This window comes from Marinobacter alkalisoli, from assembly GCF_045449795.1.
GTDB lineage: Bacteria > Pseudomonadota > Gammaproteobacteria > Pseudomonadales > Oleiphilaceae > Marinobacter.
On the sequence record NZ_JBJJLB010000041.1, the window covers coordinates 104,693 to 125,086 of the forward strand.

At 58.7% G+C, this 20,394-nt stretch carries 21 protein-coding genes; 12 read left to right on the forward strand and 9 right to left on the reverse strand.

What is annotated here, in order from left to right:
- Positions 1–16: 16 nt before the first annotated feature.
- Positions 17–559, forward strand: a complete 543-nt coding sequence (gene sufT / locus ACJO3M_RS16985) for a putative Fe-S cluster assembly protein SufT (protein ID WP_407002575.1) — start codon at positions 17–19, stop codon at positions 557–559.
- Positions 560–1,021 (forward strand): SufE family protein, encoded by a 462-nt coding sequence (locus ACJO3M_RS16990; protein ID WP_407002576.1) that lies wholly within the window; start codon positions 560–562, stop codon positions 1,019–1,021.
- On the opposite strand, the gene ACJO3M_RS16995 is transcribed toward ACJO3M_RS16990, so the two are convergent.
- Entirely contained in the window at positions 1,022–2,215 is a 1,194-nt protein-coding gene (locus ACJO3M_RS16995) for a flagellar assembly protein T N-terminal domain-containing protein (protein ID WP_407002577.1), read from the reverse strand.
- Positions 2,216–2,263: 48 nt separating this feature from the next.
- Positions 2,264–2,797, reverse strand: a complete 534-nt coding sequence (locus ACJO3M_RS17000) for an LPP20 family lipoprotein (protein WP_407002616.1) — start codon at positions 2,795–2,797, stop codon at positions 2,264–2,266.
- 253 nt (positions 2,798–3,050) lie between these two features.
- Between ACJO3M_RS17000 and ACJO3M_RS17005 the strand changes: the two genes are divergently transcribed.
- The 4 genes from ACJO3M_RS17005 (at position 3,051) to trmL (ending at position 7,292) form a co-directional block, all read left to right on the forward strand.
- Positions 3,051–4,316 carry a conjugal transfer protein TraF gene (locus ACJO3M_RS17005; RefSeq protein WP_407002578.1) on the forward strand — a complete coding sequence of 422 codons (1,266 nt, stop codon included), beginning with the start codon at positions 3,051–3,053 and terminating at the stop codon, positions 4,314–4,316.
- Positions 4,317–4,398: 82 nt separating this feature from the next.
- Entirely contained in the window at positions 4,399–5,520 is a 1,122-nt protein-coding gene (locus ACJO3M_RS17010; RefSeq protein ID WP_407002579.1) for a tRNA nucleotidyltransferase/poly(A) polymerase-related protein, read from the forward strand.
- Between the two features lie 124 nt (positions 5,521–5,644).
- A complete protein-coding gene (locus ACJO3M_RS17015) occupies positions 5,645–6,823 on the forward strand; it encodes an acetyl-CoA C-acetyltransferase (RefSeq protein WP_407002580.1) in 1,179 nt (392 codons plus the stop codon).
- 4 nt (positions 6,824–6,827) lie between these two features.
- Positions 6,828–7,292 carry a tRNA (uridine(34)/cytosine(34)/5-carboxymethylaminomethyluridine(34)-2'-O)-methyltransferase TrmL gene (trmL, locus tag ACJO3M_RS17020; protein WP_407002581.1) on the forward strand — a complete coding sequence of 155 codons (465 nt, stop codon included), beginning with the start codon at positions 6,828–6,830 and terminating at the stop codon, positions 7,290–7,292.
- 82 nt (positions 7,293–7,374) lie between these two features.
- On the opposite strand, the gene secB is transcribed toward trmL, so the two are convergent.
- A complete protein-coding gene (gene secB, locus ACJO3M_RS17025; protein ID WP_406987491.1) occupies positions 7,375–7,875 on the reverse strand; it encodes a protein-export chaperone SecB in 501 nt (166 codons plus the stop codon).
- 30 nt (positions 7,876–7,905) lie between these two features.
- A complete protein-coding gene (locus tag ACJO3M_RS17030; RefSeq protein WP_406987492.1) occupies positions 7,906–8,322 on the reverse strand; it encodes a rhodanese-like domain-containing protein in 417 nt (138 codons plus the stop codon).
- Between the two features lie 143 nt (positions 8,323–8,465).
- Between ACJO3M_RS17030 and gpmI the strand changes: the two genes are divergently transcribed.
- The 4 genes from gpmI to ACJO3M_RS17050 all read left to right on the forward strand — a co-directional run bounded on the left by gpmI (position 8,466) and on the right by ACJO3M_RS17050 (position 13,491).
- Complete coding sequence (gpmI, locus tag ACJO3M_RS17035) at positions 8,466–10,013, forward strand: 2,3-bisphosphoglycerate-independent phosphoglycerate mutase (protein WP_407002582.1); 1,548 nt, start codon at positions 8,466–8,468, stop codon at positions 10,011–10,013.
- Between the two features lie 8 nt (positions 10,014–10,021).
- Positions 10,022–11,155, forward strand: coding sequence for a murein hydrolase activator EnvC family protein (locus ACJO3M_RS17040; RefSeq protein ID WP_407002583.1), 1,134 nt, complete (start codon positions 10,022–10,024; stop codon positions 11,153–11,155).
- Positions 11,156–11,266: 111 nt separating this feature from the next.
- Positions 11,267–12,664 carry a S41 family peptidase gene (locus ACJO3M_RS17045; protein WP_407002585.1) on the forward strand — a complete coding sequence of 466 codons (1,398 nt, stop codon included), beginning with the start codon at positions 11,267–11,269 and terminating at the stop codon, positions 12,662–12,664.
- A 41-nt stretch (positions 12,665–12,705) separates the two neighbouring features.
- Entirely contained in the window at positions 12,706–13,491 is a 786-nt protein-coding gene (locus ACJO3M_RS17050) for a divergent polysaccharide deacetylase family protein (protein WP_407002617.1), read from the forward strand.
- A gap of 19 nt (positions 13,492–13,510) precedes the next feature.
- On the opposite strand, the gene hisF is transcribed toward ACJO3M_RS17050, so the two are convergent.
- From hisF to ACJO3M_RS17075, 5 genes are all read right to left on the reverse strand, one after another.
- Positions 13,511–14,284, reverse strand: a complete 774-nt coding sequence (gene hisF, locus ACJO3M_RS17055; RefSeq protein ID WP_407002586.1) for an imidazole glycerol phosphate synthase subunit HisF — start codon at positions 14,282–14,284, stop codon at positions 13,511–13,513.
- Positions 14,285–14,294: 10 nt separating this feature from the next.
- Positions 14,295–15,032: a 1-(5-phosphoribosyl)-5-[(5-phosphoribosylamino)methylideneamino]imidazole-4-carboxamide isomerase gene (hisA, locus tag ACJO3M_RS17060; protein ID WP_012136786.1), complete on the reverse strand. Its 738-nt coding sequence runs from the start codon at positions 15,030–15,032 to the stop codon at positions 14,295–14,297.
- Positions 15,026–15,667 carry an imidazole glycerol phosphate synthase subunit HisH gene (hisH, locus tag ACJO3M_RS17065; RefSeq protein WP_407002587.1) on the reverse strand — a complete coding sequence of 214 codons (642 nt, stop codon included), beginning with the start codon at positions 15,665–15,667 and terminating at the stop codon, positions 15,026–15,028. Before hisH ends, hisA begins: the two co-directional genes overlap by 7 nt.
- 42 nt (positions 15,668–15,709) lie before the next feature.
- Entirely contained in the window at positions 15,710–16,303 is a 594-nt protein-coding gene (gene hisB / locus ACJO3M_RS17070; RefSeq protein WP_407002588.1) for an imidazoleglycerol-phosphate dehydratase HisB, read from the reverse strand.
- Positions 16,304–16,416: 113 nt separating this feature from the next.
- Positions 16,417–16,878 carry an SRPBCC family protein gene (locus ACJO3M_RS17075; RefSeq protein ID WP_407002589.1) on the reverse strand — a complete coding sequence of 154 codons (462 nt, stop codon included), beginning with the start codon at positions 16,876–16,878 and terminating at the stop codon, positions 16,417–16,419.
- A 196-nt stretch (positions 16,879–17,074) separates the two neighbouring features.
- Between ACJO3M_RS17075 and ACJO3M_RS17080 the strand changes: the two genes are divergently transcribed.
- Both ACJO3M_RS17080 and mutY read left to right on the forward strand, forming a co-directional pair.
- Positions 17,075–19,291, forward strand: a complete 2,217-nt coding sequence (locus ACJO3M_RS17080) for an AsmA family protein (RefSeq protein WP_407002590.1) — start codon at positions 17,075–17,077, stop codon at positions 19,289–19,291.
- On the forward strand, positions 19,291–20,355 hold the full coding sequence (gene mutY / locus ACJO3M_RS17085) for an A/G-specific adenine glycosylase (protein WP_407002591.1): 1,065 nt from the start codon (positions 19,291–19,293) through the stop codon (positions 20,353–20,355). Before ACJO3M_RS17080 ends, mutY begins: the two co-directional genes overlap by 1 nt.
- The last annotated feature ends 39 nt before the right edge of the window (positions 20,356–20,394 follow it).

The following is a 20,394-nucleotide window of genomic DNA, read 5'->3' on the forward strand; positions in this document are numbered from 1 at the left end:
CGAGGCCAGTACAGGCATGCAAGAACGGGAAGTTGTCCTGACCAAACGCGAGGTGGAAGCCCGCCTTGTTCCTGCCGGAACCGAAATCATGATTCCGTCGGATACCTTCGTGACCATCACACAGTCACTGGGCGGCACCTTTACCGTTGCGGTTAACGGCAACCTTGCCCGTATTGAGGGCCACGACGCAGATGCTCTCGGCAAGCAGCCCCTGGAAAGCAGCTTCGACACCCCGGAAGACGGCACCATTAATGAAAACCAGGTGTGGGAAGCCATGCGTAACTGCTACGACCCGGAAATTCCGGTCAACGTGGTGGACCTCGGTCTGATCTACGAGTGCAAGATCGAGAATGGCACAGAGGATGGCAACCACGTCTATATCAAAATGACCCTGACCGCCGCGGGCTGCGGCATGGGTCCGGTGATCACCGATGATGTCCAGCGCAAGGTCGAGTACGTCCCCAATGTCGACAAGGTGACGGTGGACCTGACCTTTGATCCGCCCTGGAACAACGACATGCTCACCGACGAAGCCAAGCTTGAACTGGGGATGTTGTAAATGACTGCCTGCGAACAGACCTTTCTGAACAATCCGCTCGGAAAAGACACCACTCTGGAAGACGTTCTGGACGGCTTCGAGTTTCTGGACGACTGGGAAGAGCGTTACGCCTTTATCATTGACCTTGGCAAGCAGCTGCCATCATTCCCGGATGAAGCCCGTACCGAGGAAAACTACGTGCATGGCTGCCAGAGCCAGGTGTGGCTGACTCATCACTATGATGAGGAGAGCGGCAAGCTGTTTCTGCTGATCGACTCGGACGCCATGATCGTGCGCGGCCTGGCTGCCATCATCCTGGTGGCCCTGAATGGCAAGACCCCACGGGATCTGCTGGCCACCGACATCGATGAGCTGTTCGAGCAACTGGACCTGTTCCGTCACATCTCCCCGACCCGGGGCAATGGTCTGCGCGCCATGGTTGGCAAGATCCGCGATACCGCTGCCCGGGTGGCCGCCGCCTGATTACCAGACGATGGCCACGTCATCCCGCTGAATATTGATCTCGCCGCCGGACAGCGGCATCTCGCCATTGCTGAAATCCGGGTGAACGTTTCTCAGAGTCATCCGGGTCTGGCTGTCAGACAGCTCCGGCGTCCCCCCGAGTGAATCGAAGAAGCTTTGACTGCGATACAGATGCAGCTCATCACCCGGGCGCAGACCGGCCGTAGCGCCTGACGCCAGGGTAACCCGGTTACCATCCACGCGGGTAATACGGGTAATAAACGGCTGGCAGGCCAGCGCTTCCTGAACCGCGGAACTCATATCCGCCATGATCCCAGAGACAGCCTGGCCATAGGCGGTTTCCTGAAAGCCGGCGGAATTAAAACCGGCCGAGGCGCCCGGACCGGCATCCCACTGCGCTTCCGTGGCAAACCGCTGCTGATAGACTGGCGCGCCACTGAAGCCATCAAACACCATCAAATCCGCCACAAAGCGCCGGTTCTGGTTGGCAACGCCAACCCCCCTCTGCAACCGGTCCAGAACCGACGTGCCCCAGGCCGAAGGATCGGAAACGCCCAGATCCCGGATCACACCCGTCACCACAAACTGTACATCCAGCTCACGGGCCACCTGAATGACGTTAGTCAGCCGATTATCAAATTTCTGCTGGGTAGGCGCGTTCAGCAAATCCTGGAAAAGCCTGGACGTGGTGGCGCCGTATACCTGAAGGCGACCAGTTTCCCTCAGGGACGCCTGCAACTGCTGCGGCAAGATTTCGCCGGCGTCATCGATACGACCAACCCGCGCCTGATCCGGATGCAGGATCGGGAAGCCGGCCACTGCCACACGTTTCTTCAGACCAGCCGCCTGGCCGGCTCCACAACTGCTGCCTGCAGACATGTCGGCCCGCACGGTCACCCGCAACAGGTCTCCACGGCGATACTCATCTACTATCCGCGCGTCACGGGCACGGGCCGAAGACGCCACCTGCAGGCGGGATTCCGTCACCACGCCATTCTCCACCGTGTCGCGACTGCTGATCTGTGCTTCATATCGCAGCGCAACGTCCCGCAGCGCTGCTCTACGTGCCTCTTCCCGCGCCGCGTCCACGTCACCACCATGGATGGTTGCGTGCCCTACCCCCTCCAGCACCACGGCCTGAGCCGCCGGTGTCACCAACAGAGTCAAAACAAGCAGTATACGAACAGTATTCATGGCGATACGGTCACCCAGTCGGACTTTCAGTCAGGTCAGTCAAGCAGGTCAGTCAAGATAGTACAGGGAATCGACGCTGCGGCTTTGCACATCCCCGACGCTGTCGTTGCCCCGCGGCATAGGGATCGGGCACAGGTTCTGAACCTGTGAGTCGGATACCTTTGCCACACAGGACCGGAACCGGGGCTCCAGCTTCAGCTCCATCACCGTTTCAATCACGCCGTCACTGTGCTCATTCACCGCCACCGTTTTTGCACCGCGAATGTAACTGTCCACGTAGGTGCGAAACATGTCATTGCGCAGAACGAAGTCGTTCACGGTGGAACTGCCGTAAATGACGGTTCCGTAGACCCGCTCCGCCAGGTTGCGGTAGGCATCCAGCTTGGAGGCACGGCGGGCCAGCAGGCGCTCCTGGGTGTTCAGCCGATCTTTGGAAGCATCCTCGTAGGTACCAAAACCGCTTACCCGAACCGTGATCGGGTCCAGCTCCCGCTCACTCTCATTACCAGTCTGATAGCTGCCCACCGGGGCACAACCAACCATCAGGGCCAGCACGGGTGCGGTTATCCAGCGCAGGGTCATGTTCATTCTCCGAAAATTCTCATGTGCACCCTGCCATGAAAAAATCACGCCATGTTTTATAACCCGTTGATTAAGCGTAACTCGATCAACATGACGGCAGCGCGCCGGGGTCGGAGCGGCAAAAAAATACCGGCATTTACATCCGTAGAACAAACCGTTACCGCTTCACCAATGCGAAAAAAAAGGAACTCCCCTAACCTGACCCACGTGTAATGTCTGGCATTGAATTTACCGAAAAACAACAGGAAAACCTATGACCGCAAATCACCTGACCAAGCTGTCGATCGCAATCGGACTGTCCGTTGCAACCGCAACGGCCGTGGCGAGCCCCCAACAGTTCATGTCTTCCCGCTCCTTTGCCATGGGCGGGACCGGAATCGCGGTAGCACATCCGGCTGCCGCCGGCGCAACCAACCCTGCCATGCTCGCAGCGGACAACCATGAGCGGTCAGATGATTTCGGCCTGATCCTGCCTTCGGTCAACGCGCGCTTCGCGGACGAAGAAGAAACCGTGGACCAGATTGATGACATCAAGGACAACATTGATCGATTTCAGGAATTGAACCGCACGTCCAATCCCGACGAGGCCCGTCGCATTGCGGGCGATATACGACGCCAGCTCAATGACTTTGACAAGGACACCGTTCGGGTTGACGCGGGACTGGCAATTGCCGCGGCAATACCGACCGAAGAGTACTCGGTCGGATTTTTCTCCACCGGCAACCTGCGGGCAACCGTCCGCGGCGAACTCGACGAGCAGGATGACGCATTCCTGCAAGAGCTGGAAAATGCAGATGAGCTGACGCTGGCAACCGCTGATCTGGACCAGGACCTGCAGTCTCGTGGCAGCATCCTCGCATCAGCAGTCATTGAGGTAGGCGTCTCACTTGCCCGCTCATTTGAAGTGTCAGATGGAAACGCGCTGCAGATTGGTTTTTCACCCAAATACGTCCAGCTCCGCACTTTCCAGTACACGGAAAGGGTATCCGGCTTCGAGGATGATGATTTCGACAGCAATGAATTTGAAACCACGAAAAGCGGACTGAACTTCGATCTTGGTATGGTCTACGGCTTTGGCGAAAACAGGGAATGGAGCGCTGGCGCCGTCGTCAAGAATGTCATTCCGATGGATCTGGAGTCCGCGGCCAGCCGTCCGGAACTGGGTGAAGAGAAGAGAAAACTCAAACTGCACCCCATGGTCACCGCCGGCATTGCCCACAAAGGCGACTTCCATGTGCTGACCGCCGAACTGGACCTGACCGAGAAGGAAGCCTTTGGCTACGAGGACGATACCCAATGGCTGGCCGTTGGCGCGGAATTTGATGTATTCCGCTATGCCCAGTTGCGGGCTGGCGTTCGCCAGAACCTGGCAAGCAACGACAATAACGACGGCATTGAGGAAGAAACCCAGTTCACCGCCGGTATCGGCCTGTCGCCATTTGGCGCTCGCCTGGATATCGGCGCACTGTTCAGCGACTCGGAAGTAGGTGCTGCCATCGAGCTGGGGGCTTCTTTCTAGATCAGGAAATCGGTTTGCCTCGGCCGTCGCTACCACCGATAATCCCCCGATCATTTTCCGGCATTGGAGCACTTCGGGACCCATGGAAACCTATCTGGTTGGCGGCGCGGTAAGGGACAAACTACTGGGCCTGGAGGTCAAGGACCGCGACTGGGTCGTCGTTGGCGCCACCCCTGAGGAGATGTTGAAACAGGGCTTCAAACAGGTCGGCGCCGACTTCCCGGTATTCCTGCACCCCGACACCCGCGAGGAATACGCCCTCGCCCGCACCGAGCGCAAGGCCGGCCGAGGCTACCATGGCTTTACGGTGTACAGCGCGCCGGACGTCACTCTGGAGGACGACCTCAGGCGCCGCGACCTCACCATCAACGCCATGGCGATGTCCACGTCCGGGGAGCTGGCAGACCCTTTCAACGGCAAGGCCGATATTAAGGCGCGACGTCTGCGCCACGTTTCAGACGCCTTCGCAGAAGATCCCCTGAGAATACTCCGCACCGCTCGCTTTGCTGCTCGCCTGGCTCCAATGGGGTTCCGGGTTGCAGACAGCACCATGGAACTGATGCGACAGATGACCGCTTCCGGCGAAGTGGATCACCTGGTACCGGAGCGGGTCTGGCAGGAAATTCAGCGGGCCCTTCATGAAAACGATCCCGCCACCTTCTTCGAGGTGCTCCAGGGCTGTGACGCCCTGTCAGTTCTGGTCCCCGAACTGTCCGAAACCACCGCGCTGGCAACAGCCCTGGCTTCCCTGAACTGCGTTTCCACCGGGGATGCTGACACGGCAACCCGCTTCGCAGCGCTGCTGTCCCACCTGCCCGAAGAGCAGGCCAATCAACGGGCACAAGCACTCAAGGCGCCCAATGATTGCCAGGATCTGGCACGCCTTACCAGCCGGCTGGCACCCCAGCTTCGCGACCAGTCGGATGCCGGGATTACAGAACAAGGTATCCTTACCCTGCTCGACGAGGCGGACGCCTGGCGGCGGCCAGAAAGATTCCGGCGGTTGCTGACCACCGTCACCTGCACCCTGCCCGACCAGTACGGTGCCGCCATCACCCTGCTGCGGGAGTCTGCAAGTGTTGCGGCCGATGTCGATGCAAGAGAGCTGATGGCGCAGGGCCATAAGGGCAAGGCACTGGGAGAGGCGATCCGGCGGGAACGTTTGCGCCGCATTGCCGAACGGATTCTGAAACACCGCCACTGAAAGCACCGGCTGGCCACCAGCTGCTTTGGTGCTTAACGGGTTTCCGTTACAATGGAATCAGTTGTCATCCTGCCTGCGCAAGCAATCAGGTTAGCCTTGCGCCTTTCAGAACCGGAGAGAATCCATGCGTGATGTTGTCATCGTAGCCGCCAAACGTACCGCCGTCGGAAGCTTTGGCGGCGGCCTTTCCAGCCTGCGTGCCGACCAGCTGGGATCCGCCGTTATCAAGGCTCTGCTTGAAGAAACCGGTGTGCCAGCCGGGCAGATCAACGAGGTTGTCCTGGGACAGGTCCTGACCGCCGGCTGCGGCCAGAACCCGGCTCGCCAGGCTTCGATCAATGCAGGCATCCCGGCATCCGTGCCTGCCATGACCATCAACAAGGTCTGTGGCTCCGGCCTCAAGGCCGTTCACATGGCGGTCCAGGCTATTCGCACCGGTGACGCCGAGCTGATGATCGCCGGTGGCCAGGAAAGCATGAGCCAGGCGCCCCACGTGCTGCCCAACAGCCGCAACGGTCAGCGCATGGGTGACTGGAACATGATCGACACCATGATCAAGGATGGCCTGTGGGATGCCTTCAACGATTACCACATGGGTGTCACCGCCGAGAACATTGTCGACAAATACGGCATCAGTCGCGAAGAGCAGGATGAATTTGCCGCCGCGTCCCAACAGAAGGCCGTGGCCGCCCGCAATGCCGGTTATTTTGACAGCCAGATCGTTCCGGTCAGCATTCCCCAGCGCAAGGGTGACCCGATTGTCGTCGACAAGGACGAGAATCCCCGTGATGGCGTCACTGCCGATGGTCTCGGTAAGTTGCGCCCGGCCTTCAGGAAAGACGGCACAGTCACTGCCGGCAATGCGTCGTCCCTCAACGATGGCGCCGCCGCAGTGATCGTCTGCAGTGCTGATAAGGCAAAAGAGCTGGGACTGACCCCGCTGGCCACCATCAAGGCACACGCCAATGCAGGTGTTGATCCCACCATCATGGGCACCGGCCCGATTCCCGCCAGCCGGCGCTGCCTGAAACTGGCCGGCTGGAGTGTGGACGATCTCGACCTGATCGAGGCCAACGAAGCGTTCGCAGCCCAGGCCATTTCCGTGAACCGGGAGCTTAACTGGGACACCAGCAAGGTCAACGTGAATGGCGGCGCCATTGCCATCGGCCATCCGATTGGCGCCTCCGGCTGCCGCATTCTGGTCACTCTGCTGCATGAGATGACTCGCCGGGATGCCAAAAAAGGCCTGGCCACCCTGTGCATTGGTGGCGGCATGGGCGTCGCCCTCGCGGTCGAGCGCTGATTGCATGCTGCATGTGGTGCTGTATGAGCCGGAGATTCCCCCCAATACCGGGAATATTATCCGGCTATGCGCCAATACAGGCTGCCAGCTGCATCTGATTGAACCGCTGGGGTTTAATCTGGAAGACAAACAGATGCGGCGGGCCGGCCTGGATTACAGCGAATACGCCACGGTTAAAGTCCATAAGGATTACCAGGCTTTTCTGGATAGCGAGCAGCCGGAAAGGCTGTTCGGGCTGACCACCAAGGGTAGCCAGCACTATCATGAAGCCCGCTTTGAGGATGGCGACTACCTGATGTTCGGCCCGGAAACCCGCGGGCTGCCAGAGGATGTCCGGAGCGACCTGCCGCCGGAACGCCGCCTGCGGGTCCCCATGCGGCCACATAGCCGAAGCCTGAACCTGTCCAATACCGCTGCGCTGGTGGTGTATGAAGCCTGGCGGCAATTGGGGTTTGAAGGCGCAGTCTGAACAGCGCTACCTATTTCAGGCAGACATAAAAAAACCGGCAAATGCCGGTTTTTTTATGGGAGCGGATACCTGAAAACATGCTTCAGTGAGTCTGCTCTTCTTTGCTTTCACCTTCGGCTTCTTCCTGCTTGCGCTTGAGCGCCTGGGCATAGATGGCGTCGAAATTCACCGGCGCCAGCATCAGAGCCGGGAAGCTGCCCTTGTTCACAACGCCGTCGATAGCTTCACGCGCATACGGGAACAGGATGGTCGGGCAGTACGCGCCGAGCATCTGGCCCAGCTGCGGGCCTTCAATGCCCTGCAGCAGGAACACACCGGCCTGCTGGATCTCGACGATGTACGCCACCTTCTCACCCATCTTTGCGGTGACCGTCAGGGACAACACCACTTCGTACTGGTTGTCGCTGACCTTGTTGTGAGAGGTGTTCAGATCCAGATTCACCTGCGGCTTCCACTGCTCCTGGAAAACCACCGGCGAGTTGGGGGATTCGAAGGACAGATCCTTCACATAGATACGCTGCAGCGCGAATTGCGGCTGGTTCTGGTTTTCGCTACCTGCTGCGCCTTGCTGATTCTCAGCCATGTTCAATCCTTTTCGTATTATTCAACGTTTTTACTTCTTCACCAATGGAAGGTTACTGCCTTTCCAGTCGGCAATGCCACCATTTAGGCGGACCACGTTCTCATATCCTTCAGCTTTCAGCTGTTTGACCGCCATCGCAGAATGCTGACCCATCTTGTCTGCCACAATAATCTGCTTGTCCTTGAACTTTTTCAGCTCGCCGGCGCGGCTCTTGATGGCGCTCAACGGGATGTTCACGGAACCGGTGATCCGGCCTTCGGTAAAGTCCTTGCGGTCACGGATATCCACTACCACGGCCTCATCGCGGTTAATCAGCCCTACTGCGCCCTGGGCTGAAATTTTCTGCCCGCCGCGACGGGACTCCAGCACCAGAATCGCCAGCAGGAACGCCACAAACAGCGACACCAGAATGTAGTGGTTGACGGCAAATTCAATAAACCTGTCCATGAAAACACCCAGTTAATTAGTTTGGCGGGATTATACACACCCTGAACCAGTGACAGAAGGCAGACCTGCGTGGCCTGATGACGTGAAAACGGTTAGAATCTGCACTCCCGTTTACAAATTTCAAAACCATACCGGATGAAGTGATGACCGCAACGCGTAAGCCGACTGCACTGATTATTCTGGACGGCTGGGGCCACCGTGACCCGGCTGAAGACAATGCCATCAGCAACGCCAACACCCCGTTCTGGGACAAGCTCTGGCAGCAACAGCCCAAAACCCTGATCAACACCTCCGGTATGTTTGTGGGGCTCCCTCAGGGCCAGATGGGCAACTCCGAAGTTGGCCACATGAATCTGGGCGCCGGTCGCGTGGTGTACCAGAGCCTGACACGTATCGACAAGGACCTGGAAGACGGTACCTTTGCGGAAAACCCGACTCTTTGCGCCGCCATCGACAAAGCCGTCAGCAGCGGTCGCGCGGTACACCTGATGGGCCTGCTGTCACCGGGCGGCGTCCACAGTCACGAGGAACACATCCTGGCAGCCGCGGAATTGGCGAAAGCCCGGGGCGCAAAAGAAGTCTATATCCACGCCTTCCTGGATGGCCGCGACATGCCACCGCGCAGCGCCAAACCATCCCTCGAAAAAGCCGCCGCCAAACTGAAAAGCCTCGGCGTGGGTCGGGTGGCTTCAATTGTTGGCCGCTACTACGCCATGGACCGCGATAACCGCTGGGATCGGGTGGAAGCCGCCTACAACCTGATGACCCTGGGCGAATCCGAGTTCACCGCAGTGGACCCCGTCTCCGCACTGGAGCAGGCCTACGAGCGTGGCGAGAACGACGAGTTCGTCACACCGACCCGTATTCACGAAGCGGGCGAACCTGAAGGCACCATTAATGACGGTGACACTGTCGTATTCATGAACTTCCGTGCCGACCGCGCCCGGGAAATGACCCGCACCTTCGTGGAGAAGGATTTCGAAGGCTTTGAACGCCGCAAGCACCCGGAACTGGCGGATTTCGTTATGCTCACCGAATACGCCGCCGATATCAAAACGGCCTGCGCCTACCCGCCCGAGCAGTTGGTCAACGGCCTGGGTGAATACGTTTCCAACCTGGGCAAAACCCAGCTGCGCATTTCGGAAACCGAAAAGTACGCCCACGTCACCTTCTTCTTCAATGGCGGCCTTGAAACACCGTTTGAAGGCGAAGACCGTATTCTGGTGCCGTCTCCCAAAGTGGCCACTTACGACCTGCAGCCGGAAATGAGCGCACCGGAAGTCACGGACAAACTGGTGGAAGCCATCAAGAGCGGCAAGTACGACCTGGTGGTGTGCAACTACGCCAACGGTGACATGGTTGGCCATACCGGCAAACTCGACGCCGCCATCAAGGCCGCGGAGTGCATCGACCAGTGCGTCAAACGCATCGTCGAAGCCCTGGATGAGGTGGGCGGCGAAGCGCTGATCACTGCGGACCATGGCAACTGCGAGCAAATGACCGACCCCAATTCCGGCCAGGTTCATACCGCTCACACCATTGGTCCAGTGCCGCTGATCTACACCGGCCCGCGCCAGGTCAACCTGAAAGATGACGGCAGCCTGAGCGATGTGGCGCCTTCCCTGCTGGCCCTGATGGGGCTGGAACAGCCCGCGGAAATGACCGGGCATAGCCTGGTAACCATCGGTTGAGAGATCGATTGTTTTTCCCCCGATTACTGGCAGCCGCACTGATATTCAGTGCGCTGCCAGTGCTGGCCGATCAGGAAGTGACTCCCGGCCAGATTGAAGAGCTGAAAGAACAGATTGCCGACATTGATCAATGGCTGGCAAAGGCTGAAGAGGATCGCTCATCCCTGGAACAGCAGCTGACCGGTATCGAACAGGATATCAGCCGCCTGACCCGGGAGCGGCGGGAGCTGCGCCGCCAGGCGGAAGAGCAGCAACAACGGCTGACGGAACTGCAGAAAGAAGAAAAAGACCTCAATCGCACTCTGGAAAGCCAACGTGAAAGCCTGAAAAAACAGATTCGCGCCGCCTGGATGGAAGGGGATGCCCCCGCCGTCAAAGTCCTGCTCAACGAGATTGATCCGGACAAGATCGCCCGCACCATGACCTATTACGAATATCTCAGCCGGGACACCGTCCAGCGCCTTGAGGTGTTCAACGAGAACCTGCGCCAACTGAGGGAAACCCAGGAGGAAGCCAGAGCGGCACGGGTTCGCCTGGGGAAACTGGAACAGGACGTGGAAGAGCGCCAGCAGAAGCTGACACAATCCCGCTCCAGACGGGAACAGACCCTCGCAGCCCTGGACGCCGAAATCACTGACAGAAAAGGCGAGCGCGAAGAACTGGTCGCTGACCGCGAACGCCTGGAAAAGCTGTTGCGTGAAGTGGAAGAGGCCATTGCCAACATCCCCTCCCCCAACGAATCCGAACCTTTCGGCTCCTTGCAAAACAGACTCCCGTGGCCTGCCAGAGGCAAGGTATTCAGTGGGTACGGGGACCGTTATGCCGACGGAAAACTTCGTCGCAACGGGCTACTGATGAACACCGAAGAAAATGCAGACATCAAGGCCATACACTATGGCCGGGTGGTGTTCGCCAACTGGCTGCGAGGGTTCGGCCTGATAACCATTGTCGATCATGGCGATGGCTACATGACGCTCTACGGCCATAGCAGCAGCCTCTACACCAGCCCGGGAGACTGGGTAGAAGCCGGTGAGGCCATTGCCGCCGCCGGACGCACTGGCGGCACCGATGACCCGGCACTCTATTTCGAAATTCGCCGCAACGGCAAACCCGTGAACCCCCGCAACTGGCTGGCAAAGTAGACGCGGCTCCGGGTTATAGAGGCCAAGGGCTGACAAACCCGACCAGTGACGCCATACTGTCCCGGTATGCAGGGGACTGCTCAACCATCGGAATATACACAGGATAAGTGAATGAGACGGGCCAGAAGTACACATAACGCCACAACGATCCGCGCACTGACTCTGATTACCTGCTTTGTTGCCTTTCCCGGCCTTGTCCATGCCCAGGAAACCGATGACCGTACCGGAGAACTCCTGGAAGGTGTGCAGAATGGCGAACGTGTGCAGATCCAGCTCCCCGATCCTGAAGAGCAGCTCCCCCTTGATGACCTTCGCAAATTCACCGAAGTGTTCAGCCGCATCAAGGATGCCTACGTTGAGGAAGTCGATGACCGGCAACTGCTGGAAAGTGCCATCAAGGGCATGCTGTCCGACCTCGACCCGCATTCCACCTACCTTGCCCCCAAGGATTACGAGCAGCTTGAAGAGAGCACTTCCGGCGAGTTCGGTGGCCTTGGCATCGAAGTGGGCATGGAAGACGGCTTTGTGAAAGTGATTGCGCCGATTGACGACACCCCTGCCCAGAAGGCCGGGGTGCAGGCCGGCGACCTGATCATCAAGCTTGGCGACCAGCCGGTGAAAGGCATGTCCCTGGAGGAGGCCGTCAAGCTGATGCGGGGTAAACCCGGAACGATCCTCACGCTGACCATCATGCGTGAAGGGGAAAGCGCTCCCATCGAGATTGATGTTGAGCGGGACATCATCAAGGTAACCAGCATCAAATCCCGCCTGATTGATAATGGCTATGGCTATGTCCGCATCACCCAGTTCCAGGCCGATACCGGCACCCAGTTTGTCGATGCCCTGAACGACCTGAAAGAAGAATATGGCAACGACCTCGACGGCCTGGTAATCGATGTGCGCAACAACCCAGGCGGCATTCTGCAGGCCGCGGTTGAGGCGGCTGATGCCCTGCTTGATGAAGGCCTGATTGTCTATACCGAGGGCCGCATACAGAGCTCGCGCCTGCGCTTCAACGCCAAAGCCGGTGATGTGGTGGGGGGCACCCCCATTGTTGTACTGATTAACGGCGGCTCCGCTTCCGCTTCGGAAATCCTCGCCGGCGCGCTGCAGGACCATGAGCGTGCAGTAGTGATGGGCACCCAGTCCTTTGGCAAGGGCAGCGTACAGACCGTCATTCCCCTGGATGAGACCCACGCCATCAAGATGACAACGGCCCGTTACTATACCCCGGACGGGCGCTCCATCCAGGCCAAGGGCATCAAGCCGGACATCGAAGTCAAACCTGCTGAGCTGCAGGAACTCGATGGCCGCCCATTCTTTACGGAAGCAGACCTGAGCGGCCACCTGGAAGGTCAGGATGAGGGCGAGGACAACGCTGAGGAAGAACGTCAGAACGCGTCCGCTGCTGAGCAGGATTACCAGTTGCGTTCGGCGCTTAACCTGCTCAAAGGCCTGCGGATTCTGGATAAGCGCGGCAACAAGACCAGCATCAACAACGCGGATTAAAGCCCTTGAGACTGCTGATTTCACTGATTGCCGCGACGCTTCTGGCAACAACCGCCCGGGCGGAGACTCCCGGGCCAGCGCCGCAAGGGCAAGTGCCGCCGACGATTGCCATCATCATTGATGACATGGGCCACAACCTCCACGAAGGCAAGCGTCTGGCAAACCTGGAACAGCCGGTGACACTGGCCTTCCTGCCCTATCGACGACACACCGTTGCCCTGGCAAAGCTGGCCCACCTCAGGCACAAGGAAATCATGCTCCACGCGCCTATGGCGAATACCCGTAATTTCGGGCTAGGCCCTGGCGGGCTGACACCCGAGATGGATCAGGAAAGCCTGAAGAACACGCTTCGCCGCGCCCTCCGGTCTATCCCTCACGTCAAGGGTGTCAACAACCACATGGGCAGCCTGCTGACCCAACAGCTGGAACCCATGGACTGGGTTATGTCGGAGCTGGACCGCTATCCGGTGTATTTCGTAGACAGCCGCACCATTGCATCGTCGATTGCCGGCAAGGTCGCAGACGCCTATCGCATTCCCACCCTCACCCGTGATGTCTTTCTTGATCATGAGCAGACGGAAGAATACGTGGATCGGCAGTTCAAATTGTTGATTGAGCGGGCACGGAAGAACGGCAGCGCCGTCGGCATTGGCCACCCGCACAAGGTGACCGTAGACTATCTGGAGAAAAATCTGCCCAAGCTGGACGAGCAAGGCATCGCAGTCGCCACGGTGAGCGGCCTGTGGGCCATTCGGAATAACAACCGGCCGATGTTTGCGGAAGGTGAGAAGCAGGCCATCCGGCCTGCGTACGCCAAGAGCGAATAGGTGTTTGGGGCCGCGCCACCTACTCCCGAACTTCAATCCCCTGGGCCTTCATAAACGCCTTGGCTTCAGGAATGGTATGTTGACCAAAATGGAAGATTGAGGCCGCCAACACCGCATCCGCGCCGCCCTCGGTCACCCCGTCCGCCAGATGCTGCAACTCGCCGACACCGCCGGAGGCAATCACCGGCACCGATACCGCATCACTCACCGCCCGGGTCAGCCCCAGATCAAAACCGATCTTGGTGCCGTCCCGGTCCATGCTGGTCAGCAACAGTTCACCGGCACCCATGTCGGTCATTTTCCGCGCCCACTCCACTGCATCCAGGCCGGTCGGTTTGCGGCCACCGTGGGTGAAAATTTCCCAACGCGGAGCTTCGTCTTCCGCTGACACCCGCTTGGCGTCAATGGCCACCACAATGCACTGGCTGCCAAAGCGATCGGCGGCTTCCCGCACAAATTCGGGATTAAACACCGCAGCGGTGTTGATGGACACCTTGTCGGCGCCAGCGTTCAGCAGCTTGCGGATATCTTCCACCGTGCGTACACCACCACCAACGGTCAGCGGAATAAACACCTGGCTGGCCATGCGCTCAACGGTTTCGTAGGTGGTATCCCGGCTCTCGTGGCTGGCGGTGATGTCCAGAAAGGTGATCTCGTCCGCGCCCTGCTCGTTGTACTTGCGGGCAACTTCCACCGGGTCACCCGCATCGCGGATATCGACAAAGTTCACGCCCTTGACGACGCGGCCCTTGTCCACGTCCAGACAGGGAATGATGCGTTTGGCCAGTCCCATAAATGTGTCCTTATGCCTTCAGGCTGTCGCAGTAGGCCTGTGCCTCTGCCACATCCAGCGTGCCCTCGTAGATGGCGCGCCCGGTGATGGCTCCGAGGATGCCTTTGTCCGCCACGGTCGCCAGACGCTTGAGATCATCCATGTTGGTGACGCCACCGGAGGCGATAACAGGAATACCGCCAGCTTCGGCCAGCGCCGCCGTCGCTTCAACGTTCACACCCTGCATCATGCCGTCACGGCTGATATCGGTGTAAACAATAGAATCGACGCCGTCGTTGGCAAAGCGCTTCGCCAGATCCGTAGCCATCACTTCGGAGACTTCCGCCCAGCCGTCGGTTGCGACGCGGCCGTCTTTGGCGTCCAGACCAACAATGATATGGCCCGGAAATTTCTTGCACATTTCAGTGACGAAGTCCGGCTCTTTCACGGCTTTGGTGCCGATGATGACCCACTGTACGCCCGCTTTCAGGTACGCTTCGATGGTCTCCGCCGAGCGGATGCCGCCGCCAATCTGGATGGGCAGGTCCGGGTATTTACGGGCAATGGCCTGGACGATTTCGCCGTTGACCGGCTCACCCGCGAAGGCGCCGTTCAGGTCAACCAGGTGCAGGCGGCGGGCGCCGGCTTCCACCCAGCGGGTCGCCATATCAACGGGATCGTCACCGAATACCGTGGAGTCGTCCATGCGGCCCTGACGCAGGCGAACGCATTTGCCGTCTTTCAGATCAATGGCGGGGATAATCAGCATTTTCCAGTCCACTCAGTAAAATTCTTCAGTAACTGCAGTCCCGCCCGGGCGCTTTTCTCCGGGTGGAACTGCGCTGCAAAGATATTGTCTTTCGCCACCGCGGCCGCCAGATCAACGCCATAATGGCCGCGGCCGGCGATGTCGGCGTTGCCTTCGGCTTCGGCGTAGTAGCTGTGCACAAAGTAGAAACGGTCGCCGTCCGGAATGTTGTGCCAGAGCGGGTGTTCGATGGTCTGGTAGACCTCGTTCCAGCCCATATGGGGCACTTTCAGACGCTCTCCGTTTTCTGCCAGGTTGTCGCCGAAGTAGCGCACCTCAGAAGGAAACAGGTCGATGCAGTCTACGCCACCGTTTTCCTCGCTGCGGGACATCAGTGCCTGCATGCCAACGCAGATACCCAGAAACGGGCGATCCTGTGACACTTCGCGCACCAGGGTGTCCACGCCCAAACGGCGGATTTCGGCCATGCAGTCACGAATGGCGCCGACCCCGGGCAATATCACCCGGTCGGCTTCGCGGATCTGATCGGCGTTGTCGGTAACCAGTACGGTGGTGTCCGGGGCTACGTGCTCTACCGCTTTTTTAGCAGAGTGTAGGTTGCCCATGCCGTAGTCGATAATGGCAACGGTTTTCATGGTAATGCGGTGTCCTTCGATGACCGGTTACAGTGAGCCTTTCTACAACGAGCCCTTGGTGGACGGAGTAATGCCCGCCATGCGCTCGTCCATCTCGATAGCCATACGTAAGGCGCGCCCGAAGGCCTTGAATACCGTCTCAATCTGGTGGTGGGTATTCTTGCCCTTCAGGTTATCGATGTGGAGGCTCACCATGGAGTGGTTAACGAAGCCATGGAAGAACTCCTCGAAAAGGTCCACGTCAAAGCCACCTACGGCAGCCCGGGTGTAGGGAACGTCCATCATCAGACCGGGGCGGCCAGACAGGTCGATCACAACCCTTGAGAGGGCTTCATCCAACGGCACATAGGCGTGACCGTAACGACGGATACCTTTCTTGTCGCCAACGGCCTGCTTGAAGGCCTGCCCCAGGGTGATGCCGATGTCTTCCACGGTGTGGTGGTCATCGATGTGCAGGTCGCCCTTGGAGACGATGTTCAGATCCACCAGACCATGGCGGGCAATCTGATCCATCATGTGCTCAAGGAAGGGCACACCGGTATCAAAGGAGGATTGCCCGGTACCGTCCAGGTTGATCTCGACGGTGATCTGCGTTTCAAGGGTATTTCTCTCTACCCGAGCCTTACGTTCGGCCATGGGGACTCCAGGTTATGAATAGGCAAAATGCCGGAAACTGATTATTTGCAGATTATACCTTTTCTGCATCCCCGAGTCCTACCATGACCTTCAATGGGGTTGATACCCGAACCTCAGAAGGCTTTCTTCAGGTTACTCATGTACGTGTCCACCAGGCTGTTGAACTCATGCTTGATGACCGGGCTGATGGCCAGCTTCAACATGCCGGGCAACGGCACGGTGAGTTCCGCGTTGGTCTGGAATTTGACGGCGGTAACGTCATCCCCTTTCGAGGTAATCGTCCACGAACCACGAACCACGCCGTTGCCTTCGCCTTTTACCGGCTCCCAGGTAATCCTGCCGCTGCTTTTGTCCGCAGAATATTTACAGGCATAGACGGACTGAATGGCGTGTTTGTCGACACCCACCTTCTCCATCTCCCAGCGATAGGCGTTATCGCCAAGATCCACCAACTTGTCCACTTTCGGGAAGTGGCTGGCAGAACGGGGGACGTCGGCCAGGAGGTCGAACACCTCATCGTAACTGCCCGGCAGGTCCAGTTCCCGGTTCAGCTCGATCGATACAGTGATAGCCACAGCCAGCTCCTTTTTATCTTTGTAAAGTTGTCACAACGTTGTTGTCAGAAAATTGTCAGAAAACAGGACGCCTATTTTGGCCTATCACTAACGTATTGTCATACATCCGCGCTTTTATTTTGTTAACCCTGCGTTATCCTTAAGTCTGTTCGTCCTGCGCTGCCCGAACGCATAAAAATGGAAGGAAGCCTGAATTATGAAAGCTGTTCGCTATATCGCCTTCGCAATCGTCGGTTTGATCATTCTGGCCATTGCCGCTGTTGCAATCGCTGTTATGGTCATCGATCCCAATGACTACAAGCCACAGATCGAGAAAGCCGCCGAAGACAACACCAACCTCGATCTCATCCTGGAGGGTGACATCGGCTGGTCTTTCATTCCCCTCGGCCTGGAGCTCAATGGCGTGGAAGCCACCCTTGAGGGCGAACGCTTCGTGCGGATGGAGCAGCTGGTGGCACAGGTGGACTTCTGGTCACTGATTGCCATGTCACCACGGGTGAATACCTTCCTGCTGGATGGTCTGGATGCGCGCCTGAACGTGGATAAGGACGGCAATGGCAACTGGACCCGCATCATGCCGGAAGGTGAAGCGAGTGAAAGCCAGGAACCGGCTGAAGAACAGCAAAGCGAGCAAGCCCAGGAGGACACCGAAGCCGCTGGCGGCGAGCCGCTGAACTTCAATGTCGAGAACGTGGAAATCAGCAATGCCCAGGTTCACTACAATGATGCGAGCACCGGCCAGTCCGTGACCCTGGAAGACTTCACGGTGAATGCCAGTAACATCACCCTGGGCAGCAGCTTTCCATTGGACATCAGCTTCCGGGTTGAAACCAGACAACCCCAACTTGTGGTGGATGGCAGCCTGAGCGCCCGTCTCGCCGCGAACGAAGCCCTCAACGAGTTCGGCATCTCCGACCTTGAGGCCGTTTTCGACATGAACGGCGAGCCGTTCGGTGGCAAAGCAGTAACCGCTGAACTGGCCGGTTCCATCGAGGCCAACCTCGAAAACGAAACCGCCAGCATCAACGGCTTTACCGCCAGCCTCGCCGACCTCAAGCTCAACACCGACCTGACGGTCAATGGCTTTGGCGACAAGCCACAGCTCAACGGCACCCTCAGCATTGACGAGTTCTCCCTCAAGAGCCTGATGGCAGCTCTCGGCCAGCCAGCTATTGAAACCGAAGATCCCGAAGTACTCGAGGCTGTCGCCTTCTCCACCAGCATCGGCGGCCCAGCCGGCACGGTTGAACTGAGCGACCTGTCCATCAGCCTGGATGACACCACATTCTCAGGCGGTGGTAGCTACACCCTGAGCAACAGCGCCGTTGCACTGAACCTGCAGGGTGACGCAATCAACGCTGACCGCTACCTGCCGCCCACCAAGGAAGACGACGGCAGCGAAGCCGCCAGCGACACAAGCGATGCCCCCGAGGAGACAGGAGGTACAGCGCAGGCATCGGCTGAGGAAAGCGATCTTCTGCCACTGGAAACCCTGCGCACCCTGCTGCTGGACATTGACCTCGGCCTGGGCGAGCTGATCATCAGCAACCTCAACATCAACGAGATCAAGTCGTCCATTACCGCCAAAAACGGCGTACTGAAAGTGGACGAGTTCAGCGGCAAGCTATACTACGGCAGCTTCGGCGCCAACGTTACCCTGGACGCCCGCACGGATAACCCGAAATGGACCATCGGCTCCAAGGTCAACAATGTGCAGACGTTGCCGCTGCTGACAGACCTCGCGGAAGTCGACATGCTTTCCGGTGGCGCCAACCTGTCCGTGGACGTGAAAACCACTGGCAACCGCATCTCGGCACTGCGTGAAAACGCCAAGGGCGAAATCGCATTCAATCTGGCCGAAGGCGAATTCCGTAAAATGAACCTGACGCGCATGGCGTGCCAGGGCATCGCGCTGGCGAACCAGGAAAGCCTGGGCACCAGTGACTGGGGAGCTACCACGCCCTTTAACGATATGAAGGGCACACTGAAGATCGACGGCAACACCCTCAACAATACCGACCTGGTCGCGGCCCTGGCGGGCATGCGTCTGGAAGGCGACGGCACGGTTGACCTGAAGCAAACGGACCTGGATTACGAACTGGGCCTGCGGATTGTCGGTGAAATCCACCGTGATGAGGCCTGCCGCGTAACGGAATACGTTGAAGACGTTGTTATCCCCGTTGAATGCCGTGGTAACTTCTCCGAAGACGCCGCCGGCCTGTGTTCATTTGACGGTTCCCGCTTCCGCGACACCCTGAAGGACATCGCCGCCAACGCCGCACGGGCAAAGGTCAAGGAAGAAACCGATAGAGCCAAAGACAAAGCCAAAGAAAAAGTTCAGGAAAAAATCGACGAACAACTGGGCGAAGAAGGCGACAAAATCAAGGACGCGGTGAAGGGGCTGTTTAACTAATGAGTGACGGTTTCGCCCGGGATCTGCTTGCATGGTATGACCAACACGGCAGGCATGACCTGCCGTGGCACTACAACCGCACCCCTTACCGGGTCTGGGTGTCGGAAATCATGCTGCAGCAAACCCAGGTCGCCACCGTGATCCCCTACTTCCAGGCCTTCATGCAAAGGTTCCCGGACGTGCAGGCCCTGGCGGAAGCGCCAGTGGATGACGTACTCAGCCACTGGTCCGGCCTGGGCTATTACGCCCGCGCCCGCAACCTGCAAAAAGCCGCCAGAACCGTGGTGAACGACTTTGGCGGTGAGTTCCCGGAAGACCAGGAGAAACTGGAATCCCTCACCGGCATTGGCCGCTCCACAGCGGCCGCCATCCTGGCCCAGGCGCTCGGCAAACGGGCAGCCATCCTCGACGGCAACGTGAAACGCGTGCTCGCACGTTACCATGCCGTACCGGGCTGGCCGGGACAGACCAGAGTGCTCAACACTTTGTGGGAACATGCCGAACAACATACCCCGGACACCCGGGTACGGGACTACACCCAGGCCATCATGGATCTGGGCGCCATGGTCTGTACCCGCTCACGCCCCAAGTGTGATTCATGCCCGCTGCAAAGCGGCTGCCTTGCCCACAGCAATAACGAAGTCAGCCTGTACCCCGGCTCAAAACCCAAAAAAGCCAAACCGGAGAAAACCACCTGGATGGTCATCCTCGAAGACCACGAGGGACGGATCATGCTGGAAAGGCGCCCTCCCAGCGGCATCTGGGGCGGATTGTGGAGCCTGCCCGAGCTTGACCCGGCATTCAGTCCGGATGAACTGCCTGAGGCCTGTGAGCAGGCGTATGGCTTTGATTGCAGTGACGCTGAACTGATCGGCGGCTTCCGCCACACCTTCAGCCACTATCACCTGCACATCCAGCCCGCGAGGCTTTCAGTAACCGCCAGCAGCAGCATCGCCGATAACGACAACCAGCGCTGGCTACACCGGGACCAGGCCCTCACCCTGGGCCTGCCTGCCCCGATACGCACCCTGCTGACCAACCCGGAGCAGACCGCCCTGCTCTGAGCCCGCACACTGCCCCGTGCCGGGCTCCGATCTGTTATC

Excerpts from the sequence above, each read along its gene's own strand:
- hisF (WP_407002586.1), bottom strand. The coding sequence starts at position 14,284 with ATGGGACTGGCCAAACGCATCATTCCCTGTCTGGACGTGGACAAGGGC.
- hisA (WP_012136786.1), bottom strand. The coding sequence starts at position 15,032 with ATGCTGATTATCCCCGCCATTGATCTGAAAGACGGCAAATGCGTTCGC.
- trmL (WP_407002581.1), top strand. The coding sequence starts at position 6,828 with ATGCTGCATGTGGTGCTGTATGAGCCGGAGATTCCCCCCAATACCGGG.
- gpmI (WP_407002582.1), top strand. The coding sequence starts at position 8,466 with ATGACCGCAACGCGTAAGCCGACTGCACTGATTATTCTGGACGGCTGG.
- hisB (WP_407002588.1), bottom strand. The coding sequence starts at position 16,303 with ATGGCCGAACGTAAGGCTCGGGTAGAGAGAAATACCCTTGAAACGCAG.
- secB (WP_406987491.1), bottom strand. The coding sequence starts at position 7,875 with ATGGCTGAGAATCAGCAAGGCGCAGCAGGTAGCGAAAACCAGAACCAG.
- ACJO3M_RS17080 (WP_407002590.1), top strand. The coding sequence starts at position 17,075 with ATGAAAGCTGTTCGCTATATCGCCTTCGCAATCGTCGGTTTGATCATT.
- ACJO3M_RS17010 (WP_407002579.1), top strand. The coding sequence starts at position 4,399 with ATGGAAACCTATCTGGTTGGCGGCGCGGTAAGGGACAAACTACTGGGC.
- ACJO3M_RS17030 (WP_406987492.1), bottom strand. The coding sequence starts at position 8,322 with ATGGACAGGTTTATTGAATTTGCCGTCAACCACTACATTCTGGTGTCG.
- mutY (WP_407002591.1), top strand. The coding sequence starts at position 19,291 with ATGAGTGACGGTTTCGCCCGGGATCTGCTTGCATGGTATGACCAACAC.
- ACJO3M_RS17000 (WP_407002616.1), bottom strand. The coding sequence starts at position 2,797 with ATGACCCTGCGCTGGATAACCGCACCCGTGCTGGCCCTGATGGTTGGT.
- ACJO3M_RS17015 (WP_407002580.1), top strand. The coding sequence starts at position 5,645 with ATGCGTGATGTTGTCATCGTAGCCGCCAAACGTACCGCCGTCGGAAGC.
- ACJO3M_RS16990 (WP_407002576.1), top strand. The coding sequence starts at position 560 with ATGACTGCCTGCGAACAGACCTTTCTGAACAATCCGCTCGGAAAAGAC.
- ACJO3M_RS17045 (WP_407002585.1), top strand. The coding sequence starts at position 11,267 with ATGAGACGGGCCAGAAGTACACATAACGCCACAACGATCCGCGCACTG.
- hisH (WP_407002587.1), bottom strand. The coding sequence starts at position 15,667 with ATGAAAACCGTTGCCATTATCGACTACGGCATGGGCAACCTACACTCT.
- ACJO3M_RS16995 (WP_407002577.1), bottom strand. The coding sequence starts at position 2,215 with ATGAATACTGTTCGTATACTGCTTGTTTTGACTCTGTTGGTGACACCG.
- ACJO3M_RS17005 (WP_407002578.1), top strand. The coding sequence starts at position 3,051 with ATGACCGCAAATCACCTGACCAAGCTGTCGATCGCAATCGGACTGTCC.
- sufT (WP_407002575.1), top strand. The coding sequence starts at position 17 with ATGCAAGAACGGGAAGTTGTCCTGACCAAACGCGAGGTGGAAGCCCGC.